This is a genomic window from Ralstonia sp. UNC404CL21Col (assembly GCF_000620465.1).
GTDB lineage: Bacteria > Pseudomonadota > Gammaproteobacteria > Burkholderiales > Burkholderiaceae > Ralstonia > Ralstonia flatus.
In genome coordinates, this window is the sequence record NZ_KK211140.1 from 492,623 (window position 1) to 505,170 (window position 12,548).

Consider the following 12,548-nt stretch of genomic DNA (forward strand, 5'->3'; position numbering starts at 1 on the left):
TCTCAATACGATTATTACTAGAGCATCCATGAACGTCGGAATCTCGTGCAACGCGCTGGGCTACAGCGGCGGCAGCGAGCGCTACGCGATGGACCTGGTGCGCGGTCTGCATGAGCGCGCCATCCGTCCTGTGTTCTTCGCCAAGATGGTGGACAAGGCGCTTCCCGAATACCGCCAGGTCAAGGCCGTTGCATTGCCCACGCGCAAGCTGCCCGGCAAATTGAATGACCACGCGTTCGGCTGGCTTGTGCGCTATCTGGCCAAGCGCGAGCACATCGATCTGATGATCGGCTGCAATCGCACGGGCGCTTCGGATATCGCTATTTGTGGCGGTACGCACGTCGGCTATCTGAAGAGCTTTTCAAAAGAGCCAGCCTTCTGGGATCGCCAGCAGATCGCCCTGGAGCGCCGCGACTATGTGCGCTCGCACGTTGTCGTTGCGCACTCGCGACTGATGGCGCAGGAAGTGCTCGACTACTACGACATTCCCGCTGACAAGGTAAAGACGGTGTACCCCCCCGTGAGTGAGACGAAGTTCTCGCCGGTGGATGAAGCGGAGCGTCAGCGCCTGCGCGATGAGCTTGGCTTCGCGAAGGACCGCGTCACGTTTGTGTTCCCGTCGTCGAGTCACAAGCGCAAGGGTTATCCGCTGCTGGAGGCGTTTTTCTCGAAGACGGATTTGCCTGTGCAGCTGGCGGTGATCGGGCGGCCGGTGTCGTCGTCCTCGCCCAACATCCGCTACCTGGGATACCGCAAGGACATCGAGAACGTCTACCGCGCGGCGGATTACACGATCCTGGCTTCGCACTACGAGCCGTTCGGGCTGATTGGCGTGGAGTCCGTGCTGTGCGGCACGCCCGCCGTGCTCGCAGCCAATATTGCCTGCACCGAGGTGATCTCGGAAGACGGGGCGCCTACCTTCGATCTGGATGATCCGGCCACGCTCGGGCGCACGATTGAGGCGGCTGTTGCGCGCGTGCACGCGGGGCAAGCGCGCCTGTCAAATCCGCGTGAGCACCTTCGCTATGACCCGGGCATCACGGCGCACATCGACGCGCTCCTGGCGCTTGCCCCTGGCGCGGGGACATTGCGATGAGCGGCTTGATGCAACGTGGCCGGACGCTGATAGCGAGCGCGCCGGCGGCGCTGGCCGTGTTCGGAATCTCCATCCTCCCGGCCTTCATGCTGTCGGTCCGTGGCGCAGCGTTCCTGTCGTTCTTGCTGCTGCTGGTGGCCGCGTTCTGGTCGATGCTCGCCGCGCCTGCAGAGGTGTTCAGCCGACTGCGGACGATGTGGCGCGAACATCGCTGGCTGATCCTGGCCATGGCCGCCATGCCAACCGCCATGCTGATCAGTGCTCAGTTGAACCCCGCGGCGCCGCGCAGCGTGCCATTTGCCTATGGCCGGCTCTGGCTGTTCGGGCTGGCGCTGTTTGCGCTGTTGCAATTGCGGCCTAAACAGCTGGAGAGCGTGCAGTGGGGATGTGTGGCGGGCGCGCTTGCCTCCGTCGTATGGGCTTATCTCGAATTGCGTATCGGACGGCCAGACAAGATCGGTGCATTCGCCAACACAATCCCGTTCGGCAATCTGTCGTTGCTGATGGGCTTGTTCTCGCTGATTTCCATTGGGTGGTCTAAAGAGGATGGGTGGCCCCTTATTGCGTTGCGTTTGGCAGGCGGGGGCGCTGGGCTCTTTGCCTCATACATGTCGCAGTCGCGCGGCGGCTGGGTTGCGATTCCTGTCCTGCTGCTGATCGCCGTGGCGACACTGCGTCACGTGAGCTGGAAAAAGCGAGTGGCAGCGTTGCTGGTCTTCTTTGCGCTGTTGGCAGCGGTATGCGTGTCGTCGAGTATGGTTCGTGCCCGTTTCGATCAGGCAGTCAGCGATTTGCACGCCTATCAAGCTGGTCAGACCAACACGTCGGTCGGTATCCGCTTCCAACTCTGGAGAGCCGCGACCTTGATGCTGACGCGCCACCCGCTGGCCGGGGTGGGGCGAGGCCAATTCGAGCCCGCTCTCAAGGCAATTCACGCTGAAGGCCTGATCACACGGGAAGCGACTGCCTTCGAGCATGCCCACAACGAGTTTCTATACAATGGCGCCACGCTTGGCGTGCTGGGCATCGGCGCATTGCTGGCGCTGTACCTGGTGCCCGCCGCCTACTTTCTGCGCGCCGCGCTGTGCGACGACCGCATCTTGCGCACGACGGGCGCGATGGGCCTCACGTTGTGTGTCGGCTTTCTACTGTTCGGGCTGACCGAAGTGATGCTGATCATCGCGCAGACGGTCGTGTTCTACAGCGTGATGGTGGCCGTGTTCACCGCGCATATTCACCGGCGCCGGCAGCAGCTTGGTGCCGCTCCTGTTTTCTGAGATTGTTTTCGCATGCCTGCATCCAATCGAGCCACGCTCGCCGTCATCATCGTCGCCAAGAATGAAGCCGCTGATATCGGCGATTGCATCCGCTCGGTACGTGACTGGGCGGACGATGTCATCGTCTTCGACTCGGGCAGCACGGACGGCACGCAGGACATCTGCCGCCAGCTCGGTGCGCGCGTGTTCGAGACCGACTGGCCCGGCTACGGCGAGCAATCCAACCGCGCCTTGCGCGAGGCGCGCACCGACTGGGTGCTTTCGCTGGACGCCGACGAGCGCATCAGCCCCGAATTGCGGGCCGAGATGATCGCCGTACTGGAATCGGGCAGCCCGCACACTGTCTACTCCATGCCGCGCAGCTCCAGTTTTTGCGGCCGCTTCATGAAGCATTCGGGCTGGTGGCCGGACCGCATTCGTCGCTTTTTCAAGCGCGAACAGGTGACGTTCTTCGATGCGCCGGTGCACTCGCACTTGGTCTTCGAGGGTACGGTGGGCGACTTCCGCGCACCGATCATCCACTATTCGATTCCGGATCTGAAGGCTGCGCTGGACAAAGCCAACGATTATTCGACCGCCGGTGCGGCCGCAGCTTATGCCAAGGGCAAGCGCGCGTCGTTGGGCAGCGCCATCGGTCACGGGCTGTGGGCGTTCATCCGTACGTACATCATCCAGCGGGGCTTCCTCGATGGTGCGGAGGGCTTCATGCTGGCCGTGTCGAACGCCGAGGGCACGTATTACCGCTACGTCAAGCTGATGATGCTGCATCGTCATGGCAAGCGCTGAGCCGCCGCGTCGCATCGCCCTCATCGTTACGACGTATAACCGCCCGGACGCGTTGGTTCGCGTACTGGCCGGCTGTGGCGCACAGACCGATCGCGCATTCGATGTCATCGTCGCCGACGATGGTTCGCGCGATGACACACGCGTGGCGGTCGAAGCCGCTGCCAAGACTGCGCCGTATCCGCTGCGTCATGTCTGGCATCGCGACGACGGATTTCGCGCTGGTGAGATCCGCAACCGCGGCGTGCTGGCGACGGACGCCGACTACCTCCTTTTTCTCGATGGCGATTGCGTGCCGCGTCCGGATTTTGTGGCGCGGCATCGCGCGTTGGCCGAGCGGGGGCGCCTGCTGTCTGGCAGTCGCATCCTCCTGAATGAGGCGATGACGCGTGAGGTCGTCACGCAGCAGATCGACATTCACCTGAAGGACCGCGCGTATTGGTTTGCCGCCTGGCGCGCGGGTCGAATCAACAAATTCTTGCCGCTGTTGGTGCCGGGTTTGCCGGTGCCGCGCACTTTCAAGGACACCAGCCTGCGCGGCATCAAGAGCTGCAACCTTGGCGTGTGGCGCAGCGATTTCGAGCGCGTAAACGGCTTCGATCAGAGCTTCGTCGGGTGGGGTCATGAAGACGCTGATCTGGCGGTCCGCCTGTACAACGCTGGTGTGCGGCGCAAACGTGGCTTCTGCGCGACCGAGGTCTTCCACCTATGGCATCGCGAACAATCGCGCGAGCAGGAAAGCCCCAACTATCAACGCATGATGGCTCGGCGCAATACCGACATCATCCGCGCAGACGTTGGGCTTGCAGAGCTGCGAGAGCAGGGCGCCTGAGCGCGCGCCGTCTGCTCACCAAGTCTTCTTCTGCTTAACGATGCCGAGAAACGGCCGCACGAAGATCTGATAGAGGAACTTGCGCACGAAGATCTGGCGGAGATGATGGCCGAGCCCCAGGCGGTCATCGGCTTCGCGGCTTTTGATGGCGCGATCGGCTTCCAGGTTCGAGCCGCTATCGAAGTTCTGCACGCCAATCACATAAGGCACGACCGCACGCATCTGCACGATGCCTTCGCGCTCGAACTTGTACCAGTAGTCTGCGGCCAGCCACACGGGATAGAGCTGCTCGACCATGCGCTTGGCCGCGGCGCGCGTGACGAAATAGCCATGAGCGAGCCACTGGTAGTTGGCGAGTTTGACCGTGCGGTGGTTCGCTGTCAGCGGCCGGGCACTGCGCTTGTAGTAACGGTCGATGTGCGTGAGCAGCGTGACAACGGGCTCGTCGGGTGACACGCTCTTTGCCAGGGCGTCGAGTACGGCAGGCACCTCCGGCCCGAGTTTGGCGTCGTCTTCCAGAATGAGCGCGTAGGGCAGGTCCTGCTCGATCATTGCGCGGTAGACGCCGAGGTGGCTCAGCGCGCAGCCGACTTCGCCGACGGTCAATTCGCGGCTTTGGCTCGTAGCGCGTGCGTGGTCATAGTGGCGCGCAAGTTCGTCGGCGGGAAGTGTCTTGCCGTACACACCGGGGAAGCGGCGATGCGGCAGGCCCAACGCATCGAGTTGTCGCTCCAGGGCCTCGCGGCGCCCGGCGTCGTGGTCGAGATTGATGAAGAACGTGGGAACGCGCGAACTCATTGCGGAAGCGTCAGGTGATCCGCCGGCCAGTCTGGACCGGGCATTGCGCAGCAGGATGGGCCGGGTGGTGGATTGCCGCTAAAATGCCGGGTCGCCCGTCTGTCGGATGACAGCCGCTGCAACGCACTTTATGGCGGCCATGCGATCGCCATGCGACGCAAGCTGCCCACCCTCATTTGAAAACGCCGTGAGTATACAAGCAAAGTCTGACCACCCAGCGCCCGCCAAGCCGATGCTCAAGCGGTTGTGGGGCTACCTTCGCCCCGAATTGACCGCCTTCATCCTGGCAATGGTCGCCATGGGTGTGGTGGCGGCCACGGAGGGGATCATCCCCAAAGTCGTGAAGGATTTGCTGGATCAGGGCTTCGGCGGTGAATACGCCGGCAAGCTGTGGCAGGTGCCGGCCATGCTGGTGGGGATTGCCGTGGTGCGCGGCATTGCGCAATTCGCGTCGACGTATCTGCTGAGCCTCGTCTCGAACAAGGTGCTGCTGAATCTGCGGATGAAGATGTTCGAACGGCTGCTGCAGGCGCCGGCTTCGTACTATCAGCGCAATACGGCAGCGTCGATCATCAACGCGGTCATCTTTGAAGTGAACCAGGTGCTGCAGGTGCTGACCGGTGTGTTCATCACGCTGGTGCGCGACTCGATGACGGTGCTGGCGCTGCTGGTCTTCCTCTTCTATACCAACTGGCGTTTGACGCTGGTAGTGGCGGTGATCCTGCCGATCATCGGGCTGCTGATGTCGCGTATCAACCGTCGCCTGCGCTCGCTCAACCGCGAGAGCCAGAACCTGACCAACCAGGCAGCCTATGTGGTGGAAGAAGCCGTGGGCGGCTACAAGGTCGTCAAGCTGCATGGTGGCGAGGCGTACGAATCGCTGCGCTTCAATGCCATGACGAACCGCCTGCGTGGTTACGCCATGCGCGTGGCCGTGGCGGGCGGCCTGAACCAGCCGGTGACGCAGTTCCTCGCGGCGCTGGCGCTGTCGGTCATCCTGGCCATTGCCATGTTGCAGGCGCAGGCCAACCAGACCACCGTCGGCGGCTTTACCGGCTTTGTGATGGCAATGCTGCTGCTGATCTCGCCGCTCAAGCACCTGACCGACGTGAATCAGCCGCTGCAGCGCGGCCTGACCGCCGCCGAATTCATCTTCGGCCTGATCGACACGCCGATCGAACCGCAAGAGGGCGGCAAGAAGATCGATCGCGCCCGCGGCGATGTCCGCTTCGACAACGTGACGTTCCGCTATGGCGAAGATGGCCGGGCAGCGCTCGACAACGTCAATCTGCACGTCAAGCCGGGCGAGGTCGTTGCGCTGGTCGGGCCGTCGGGTAGCGGCAAGACCACGCTGGTGAACCTGCTGCCGCGCTTCTTCGATCCGACCTCGGGCACGATCTCGCTCGACGGCGATGCGCTGGCGGATCTGGCCCTGCACGACCTGCGCCGGCAGATCGCCTTCGTGAGCCAGGATGTGGTGCTGTTCAACGACACCATCGCAGCCAACGTGGCGTATGGCGCGCGTGACGCCTCCGAGATCGACATGGCGCGCGTGCGCCGCGCGCTCGAAGCGGCCTACCTGACCGATGTGGTCGACAACCTGCCCGAGGGCATCGATACCAATATCGGCGACAACGGCTCGAAGCTGTCCGGCGGACAGCGCCAGCGCCTCGCGATTGCCCGCGCGATCTACAAGGATGCGCCGATCCTGATCCTGGACGAAGCGACGTCCGCACTCGATTCGGAGTCCGAGCGCCAAGTGCAGGCCGCGCTCGAGCGGCTGATGGAGGGCCGTACGACGCTGGTGATCGCGCACCGCCTGTCGACCATCGAAAATGCCGACCGGATCATCGTGCTGGAGCACGGCAAGATTGCCGAAGCCGGCACGCATCGCGAACTCATCGAGCGCGATGGGTTGTATGCTGGACTCCATCGCATCCAGTTCGCCACCCAGTAAGCCCTCCCGCTGGGGCGGCGCGCTCAGGATGCTCAATCAAAGGAGACATCGTGACGATCACCACGCCGCCCATCAGCCGGTTCCCCGTTCCTGAACTGGCCGACATTCCCGAAGACATTCGCGCGCGCATCCTCGAGGTGCAGGAGAAGAGCGGCTTTGTGCCGAACGTCTTCCTGGCGCTGTCGCATCGGCCCGACGAATGCCGTGCCTTCTTCGCGTACCACGACGCGCTGATGCTGCGCGAAGGCAGCAGCCTCACCAAGGGCGAGCGCGAGATGATCGTCGTCGCCACCTCCGCCGCCAACCAGTGCCTGTATTGCGTGGTCGCGCACGGCGCCATCCTGCGCATTTACGAGAAGAATCCGCTGGTGGCCGACCAGGTGGCCGTCAATTATCGGAAGGCCGACATCACGCCGCGCCAGCGGGCCATGCTCGACTTTGCGATGAAGGTCTGCACCGCCTCGCACACCGTCAATGACGCCGACTATGAAGCGCTGCGCGCGCACGGCTTCGATGATGAGGACATCTGGGACATCACCGGCATCACCGCCTTTTTCGGTCTGTCGAACCGCATGGCGAATGTGATTTCGATGCGGCCGAATGACGAGTTTTTCCTGCTCGGCCGCGTGCCGCGCGAAAAGAAGTAGGGTGCAGGCGGCGGCTACGCCGTCAGCTCGCGCAGCGCTTCAAGCAACTTGACGGCGGGGCCGGGCAGGATGCCATGACGCCGCCGGAAGGCAGTGAGCGTGCGGCGCGCTGCCAAGCCCGGAATCGGCAGAGGTTCGATCACGCCGGCGCGGCGCTCGGCGTCGATCATCGGTTCGGCCATCCAGCTCAGGAAACCCGAGCGCGCCACCAGGCTCTTGAGCGCCGTCACCGAGCGCGTTTCCACCACGATGTTCGGCAGACCCAGCCCGGCAGCCTCGAAGACCTGTCGCATGTGCTCGTACGGGCCGGTGCCGCGCGGTGGAACGGCCCACGGCGCCTCCAGCGTATCGGCCAGCATCAGGCCGCGTCGGTGGCGCAGCGGGTGCTCCGGTGATGCGACCACGAAACTCGCATCCTCCCACCGGCAATCCGCGATGGCGATGATGTCCTCGGTATCCGGCATCGCCATGGACAGCGCGAGGTCAATCTCGTGCTTGACGAGTCCCTCGGCCAGCCGGTCCCACACGCCCTCCAATATCTCCACGCGCAGGTTCGGCCAGCGCGCCACCACGTTGCCCACGGCCAGCGGCAGGACGTAGCTTGCGATGCTGCCGACTGCGCCGACGCGAATCGTGCCCTTGGCAAGCCCGCGCATGGCGTCGATCTCTTCCCGTGCGTAGTCCGCTTCGCGCTGCAGCAATGAGGCATGCGGCAGCAACGCCTGCCCGATAGCGGTCAGCTGCATGCCCTTGGAGTGCCGCTCGAACAGCGGCGCACCGACTTCGTCTTCCAGACGCTTGATGATGCGGCTCAGTGCAGGCTGGGTGACGTGCAGGACGTCCGCGGCACGCCCGAGGCTGCCGGCGGAAACGATGGTGGTGAAGGCGCGCAGTTGGCGCAGATCGAAGGCCATGCAAAAAGGTAATGACTTTGACAGAATAATTCAATATCGCGTTAAGAACTACGGATTCCATACTGGCAGCCTGTTCCAAGGAGATGGCCCGTATGACCCGCACCTCGCTCGCGCTGACTACCGTGCGCGACGCCACCATCGAGCTGCTGCGCCGGCTCGGCATGACCCACGTATTCGGCAATCCCGGCTCGACCGAGCTGCCGATGTTTCGCGATTTTCCGGAGGACTTCCGCTACATCCTGGGTTTGCAGGAAGCGGTGGTGGTGGGCATGGCAGACGGCTTTGCGCAGGCAACCGGCAACGCGGCGCTGGTGAACCTGCATTCGGCGGCGGGCGTGGGCAACGCCATGGGCAACATCTTTACGGCCTTCAAGAATCGCACGCCGCTTGTGATTACGGCGGGGCAGCAGGCGCGGTCCATCCTGCCGTTCGATCCATTTCTCGCCTCCAACCAGGCGACGGAGCTGCCCAAGCCGTACGTCAAATGGAGCATCGAGCCGGCGCGCGCCCAAGACGTGCCGCTGGCGCTGGCCCGCGCGTATCACGTCGCGATGCAGGAGCCGCGCGGCCCGGTGCTGGTGTCGATTCCCGTGGATGACTGGGATCAGCCGACGGAGCCCGTCGCCGTGCATGAAGTCGCCTGCGAAGTACGGCCCGATCCGGTCACGCTGGCGCGCATCGGCGACCTGCTCGATGCGGCACAGCGGCCGGCGTTCGTGGTGGGCGCAGCGGTCGATCGGGCTGGCGCCTGGGATGCCGTCGTGCAACTTGCCGAGACCCACAATGCGCGCGTGTTCACCGCACCGATGGCCGGGCGCGGCGCATTCCCTGAAGACCACCGCCTGTTCGCCGGTTTCCTGCCCGCGATGCGCGAGAAGATCGTCAGCCTGCTGCAGGGGCACGACGTGGTGTTTGCACTCGGCGCACCGGCGTTTACATACCACGTGGAAGGGCACGGGCCGCACGCCCCGATTGGCGCGAAGCTCGTGCAGTTGATCGATGATCCGGCGACGGCTGCGTGGACACCCCAAGGCATTTCCGCCGTTGGCAACATCCGCCTGGGCGTGCTCGATTTGCTCGACCGCCCCGCACCGCCAGCGCGACCGGCGCCGCCGCTACGCGCCAAAGCGCCGCGCGCCGAGCCCGGTTGGCCCATGTCGGCAGCCTTCGTGTTGCAAACGCTCGACGCCGTACGCGGCGCGACAGACATCATCGTCGAAGAGGCCCCGAGCGCGCGGCCGGTCATGCAGGCCTATCTGCCGATGCGGCGCCCCGGCGGGTTCTACACGATGGATAGCGGCGGCTTGGGCTACGGCATGCCCGCTGCAGTCGGTGTTGCCTTGGCGACGCCTGGTACGCGCGTGATCGGTTTGATTGGCGATGGGTCGAGCATGTATTCGATCCAAGCGCTCCGGAGCGCGTCGCTGCTTGAACTTCCCATGACATTCGTCATTCTCAACAACCACCGCTATGCGGCTCTGCAGGAGTTCGCCCCGGTGTTCGGCTTTGCCGCCACCGACGTGGTACAGGGGACCGACTTGAACGGTATCGACTTCGTCGGTCTGGCGCGCGCGATGGGCTGCACTGGCGAGCGCGTGAGCGACCCGCATGCGCTGGAAACCGTGCTGCGCACCGCATTGCAATCCGCAGGACCAACCGTGATTGAAGTGGAGATTGCCTGATGACCAATACGAACATTGCCCCGCTGGATGCGGCGCAGAACATCTCGATGCTGATCAACGGCGAGCGTGTGCAGGCGGCCAATGGTGCGGTGTTCGAGCGGCGCAATCCGCTTGACGGCACCGTCGCCACGCGTGCGCCGGCCGCGACTGTGGACGATGCCCGTCGCGCCGTCGACGCTGCCGCCGCAGCGTTCCCCACCTGGGCCGCAATAGGACCGACGGAGCGCCGCGCGCTGCTGATGCGCGCCGCACAAGCGCTTGAAGCCAAGGGCGAGGCATTTGCCACGGCGATGGCTGCCGAAACGGGCGCCTCCGCATTGTGGGCCGGCTTCAACGTGCATCTGGCCGCGAGCGGCTTGCAGGAAGCCGCCGCCATGGTCACGCAGATTGCGGGCGAGATCATTCCGTCTGACGTGCCCGGCAGTCTCGCCATGGGCGTGCGCCAACCGGCCGGCGTCGTGCTGGGCATCGCACCGTGGAATGCGCCGGTCATCCTGGCCGTGCGCGCCATTGCGTTGCCGCTGGCGTGTGGTAACACGGTCGTGCTCAAGGGCTCGGAAGTTTCGCCCGCCACGCACGGGCTCATCATTGAAGCCTTGCAAGAGGCTGGATTGCCAAACGGCGTCGTCAACTTCGTGACGAACGCCCCGGCCGACGCGGGAGCAGTGGTGGAGGCGATGATCGCCCACCCGGCCGTGCGGCGCATCAACTTTACGGGCTCCACGCGCGTGGGCCGTATCATCGCGCAGACGTGCGCGACGTATCTGAAGCCCGCTGTGCTGGAACTTGGCGGCAAGGCACCGTTGCTGGTATTGGCGGATGCGGATATCGATGCTGCTGTCGATGGCGCGGCCTTCGGCGCGTTCGCCAATTCCGGCCAGATCTGCATGTCCACCGAGCGCATCATCGTCGACGACTCCATCGCCGATGCATTCGTCGCCAAGCTGGCTGCCAAGGCAGCAGCGCTGCCGTTGGGCGACCCGCGCAAGGGGCCGGCGGTGCTCGGTTCGGTGGTCGACATGAGCACGGTCGAACGCTGCAATCACCTCATCGACGACGCACTCGCCAAGGGTGCGAAGCTGCTCTGCGGCGGCAAGGCGACCAGCACGCTGATGCCCGCCACGCTGCTCGACCACGTCACGCCCGACATGCTGATCTACGCGGAGGAGTCGTTCGGCCCGGTCAAGGGCATTGTGCGCGTGAGCGGTGACGATGCCGCCATCGCCTGCGCGAATGACAACGCGTACGGCTTGTCGTCGGCCGTGTTCAGCCGCGACGTAGCCCGCGCCATGAACGTCGCGCGCCGCATCGAATCGGGCATCTGCCACATCAACGGGCCGACGGTACATGACGAAGCGCAGATGCCGTTCGGCGGCGTCAAGGCGAGCGGCTTTGGGCGTTTCGGCGGCCGCGCTGGCGTGGCGGAGTTTACGGAGCTGCGCTGGATGACGGTGCAGACCACGCCGCGCCATTACCCGTTCTGAGCCGCGATGCCGATGAAGATCGCAATCCTCGGTGCGGGCGCGATGGGCTCGCTGTTTGGCGGGCTGCTGGCCGAGGCCGACCAGCACGTCACGCTGCTCGACATCAACGACGCGCACTTGCACGCCATCGCTGCACACGGTTTGCGGTTGGAAACCGATCGCGGCGATCGGCACGTGCGCAACCTCCAGGCGCTGCGTCCGGGCGATGCGGCAGAGGTGCCCGATTTGCTGATCGTCTTTACGAAGGCGATGCACACGCGTGCCGCATTGGCGAGCGTGCGTCATCTCATCGGCGCGTCAACGCATGTCCTGACGCTGCAGAATGGGCTCGGCAATGTGGAGGCGCTGGCGTCGACCGTGCCGGCGGAGCGCATCTTCGTCGGCGTGACGACGTGGCCAGCGGATCTTGCCGGGCCGGGCCACGTGCGTTCCCACGGCGCGGGCGTGATCCGCCTGATGACCGCAGACGGTGCGCCGCGTCCGATGTTGGCACGCGTGGTCGATACGCTCTGCGCCGCCGGTCTGAACTGCCAGGCCGATGCCAATGTGTGGGGCGCGGTGTGGGAGAAAGTCGCCTTCAACGCCGCGCTGAATCCGCTGTGCACCGTGCTGAATCAGCCCGTCGACGCGCTGGGCGCGATAGAAGACGGCCCCGCCTTGGCGTTGACCATTGTGGGCGAAGTGCTGGCCGTGGCGCGCGCCAGCGGCGTTACGGTTGACGCCGCCAAGGTGAACGACAACGTGCGGCACGCCATCGTTGCGCATCGCGGGCACAAGCCGTCGATGCTGCAGGACGTGCTGGCCGGGCGGCCCACCGAGATCGAATCCATCAACGGCGCCGTGGTGGCGACGGCGCGCCGGCATGGCGTGCCGGTGCCGCACACCGAAACGTTGATGCAGCTTGTACGGCTGGTGCAGGTACAGGCGCAGGCCGCACACCAGCAGGAGCGTTAGCGGGCCGAGCGATCCAAGCTTTCATTCGATGGCGCGCAGACGCCACCTCAACGGAGACAAACCATGATGAGCAGTTCCACATTGGTGAGCGCGACGCTGGTCTTGCGTTGCGCTTTCGCATGTT

11 protein-coding genes are annotated in these 12,548 nt (G+C 64.5%); 9 read left to right on the forward strand and 2 right to left on the reverse strand.

Going from position 1 to position 12,548, the window contains the following annotated elements:
* Nucleotides 1–28: 28 nt before the first annotated feature.
* From N511_RS0120175 to N511_RS0120190, 4 genes are read left to right on the forward strand one after another with little or no spacing between them, the layout of a single operon-like run.
* The gene (locus N511_RS0120175) at nucleotides 29–1,096 is read left to right on the forward strand and encodes a glycosyltransferase (protein ID WP_027680928.1); all 1,068 of its coding nucleotides are present in this window, start codon (nucleotides 29–31) and stop codon (nucleotides 1,094–1,096) included.
* On the forward strand, nucleotides 1,093–2,373 hold the full coding sequence (locus N511_RS0120180; protein WP_027680929.1) for an O-antigen ligase family protein: 1,281 nt from the start codon (nucleotides 1,093–1,095) through the stop codon (nucleotides 2,371–2,373). Before N511_RS0120175 ends, N511_RS0120180 begins: the two co-directional genes overlap by 4 nt.
* Before the next feature lie 12 nt (nucleotides 2,374–2,385).
* Entirely contained in the window at nucleotides 2,386–3,159 is a 774-nt protein-coding gene (locus N511_RS0120185) for a glycosyltransferase family 2 protein (protein ID WP_012762406.1), read from the forward strand.
* Nucleotides 3,146–3,988 (forward strand): glycosyltransferase family 2 protein, encoded by an 843-nt coding sequence (locus N511_RS0120190; protein ID WP_027680930.1) that lies wholly within the window; start codon nucleotides 3,146–3,148, stop codon nucleotides 3,986–3,988. Before N511_RS0120185 ends, N511_RS0120190 begins: the two co-directional genes overlap by 14 nt.
* Before the next feature lie 15 nt (nucleotides 3,989–4,003).
* Here the strand turns inward: N511_RS0120190 and N511_RS0120195 are convergent, their stop codons facing one another.
* Entirely contained in the window at nucleotides 4,004–4,786 is a 783-nt protein-coding gene (locus tag N511_RS0120195) for a glycosyltransferase family 25 protein (RefSeq protein ID WP_027680931.1), read from the reverse strand.
* Nucleotides 4,787–5,018: 232 nt separating this feature from the next.
* On the opposite strand from N511_RS0120195, the gene msbA reads away from it, so the two are divergent.
* Together msbA and N511_RS0120205 are read left to right on the forward strand one after the other, a co-directional pair.
* Nucleotides 5,019–6,743, forward strand: a complete 1,725-nt coding sequence (gene msbA / locus N511_RS0120200) for a lipid A export permease/ATP-binding protein MsbA (protein WP_037027171.1) — start codon at nucleotides 5,019–5,021, stop codon at nucleotides 6,741–6,743.
* Nucleotides 6,744–6,793: 50 nt separating this feature from the next.
* Nucleotides 6,794–7,390 (forward strand): peroxidase-related enzyme, encoded by a 597-nt coding sequence (locus N511_RS0120205; RefSeq protein WP_027680933.1) that lies wholly within the window; start codon nucleotides 6,794–6,796, stop codon nucleotides 7,388–7,390.
* 14 nt (nucleotides 7,391–7,404) lie between these two features.
* Here N511_RS0120205 and N511_RS0120210 read toward each other — a convergent pair whose 3' ends face one another.
* Entirely contained in the window at nucleotides 7,405–8,304 is a 900-nt protein-coding gene (locus N511_RS0120210; protein ID WP_027680934.1) for a LysR family transcriptional regulator, read from the reverse strand.
* Between the two features lie 92 nt (nucleotides 8,305–8,396).
* Between N511_RS0120210 and mdlC the strand changes: the two genes are divergently transcribed.
* The 3 genes from mdlC to N511_RS0120225 are packed head-to-tail and all read left to right on the forward strand — an operon-like array spanning nucleotide 8,397 to nucleotide 12,424.
* Nucleotides 8,397–9,986, forward strand: a complete 1,590-nt coding sequence (gene mdlC, locus N511_RS0120215) for a benzoylformate decarboxylase (protein ID WP_155954071.1) — start codon at nucleotides 8,397–8,399, stop codon at nucleotides 9,984–9,986.
* On the forward strand, nucleotides 9,986–11,470 hold the full coding sequence (locus tag N511_RS0120220; protein WP_051530970.1) for an aldehyde dehydrogenase: 1,485 nt from the start codon (nucleotides 9,986–9,988) through the stop codon (nucleotides 11,468–11,470). The genes mdlC and N511_RS0120220 overlap by 1 nt, the downstream gene beginning before the upstream one ends.
* A 12-nt stretch (nucleotides 11,471–11,482) precedes the next feature.
* Complete coding sequence (locus N511_RS0120225) at nucleotides 11,483–12,424, forward strand: ketopantoate reductase family protein (RefSeq protein ID WP_027680937.1); 942 nt, start codon at nucleotides 11,483–11,485, stop codon at nucleotides 12,422–12,424.
* The last annotated feature ends 124 nt before the right edge of the window (nucleotides 12,425–12,548 follow it).

Bases quoted from the DNA above. Each gene is read 5' to 3' on its own strand.
- msbA (WP_037027171.1), top strand. From the start codon at position 5,019: ATGCTCAAGCGGTTGTGGGGCTACCTTCGCCCCGAATTGACCGCCTTC.
- N511_RS0120175 (WP_027680928.1), top strand. From the start codon at position 29: ATGAACGTCGGAATCTCGTGCAACGCGCTGGGCTACAGCGGCGGCAGC.
- N511_RS0120195 (WP_027680931.1), bottom strand. From the start codon at position 4,786: ATGAGTTCGCGCGTTCCCACGTTCTTCATCAATCTCGACCACGACGCC.
- N511_RS0120210 (WP_027680934.1), bottom strand. From the start codon at position 8,304: ATGGCCTTCGATCTGCGCCAACTGCGCGCCTTCACCACCATCGTTTCC.
- mdlC (WP_155954071.1), top strand. From the start codon at position 8,397: ATGACCCGCACCTCGCTCGCGCTGACTACCGTGCGCGACGCCACCATC.
- N511_RS0120180 (WP_027680929.1), top strand. From the start codon at position 1,093: ATGAGCGGCTTGATGCAACGTGGCCGGACGCTGATAGCGAGCGCGCCG.
- N511_RS0120225 (WP_027680937.1), top strand. From the start codon at position 11,483: ATGAAGATCGCAATCCTCGGTGCGGGCGCGATGGGCTCGCTGTTTGGC.
- N511_RS0120190 (WP_027680930.1), top strand. From the start codon at position 3,146: ATGGCAAGCGCTGAGCCGCCGCGTCGCATCGCCCTCATCGTTACGACG.
- N511_RS0120185 (WP_012762406.1), top strand. From the start codon at position 2,386: ATGCCTGCATCCAATCGAGCCACGCTCGCCGTCATCATCGTCGCCAAG.
- N511_RS0120220 (WP_051530970.1), top strand. From the start codon at position 9,986: ATGACCAATACGAACATTGCCCCGCTGGATGCGGCGCAGAACATCTCG.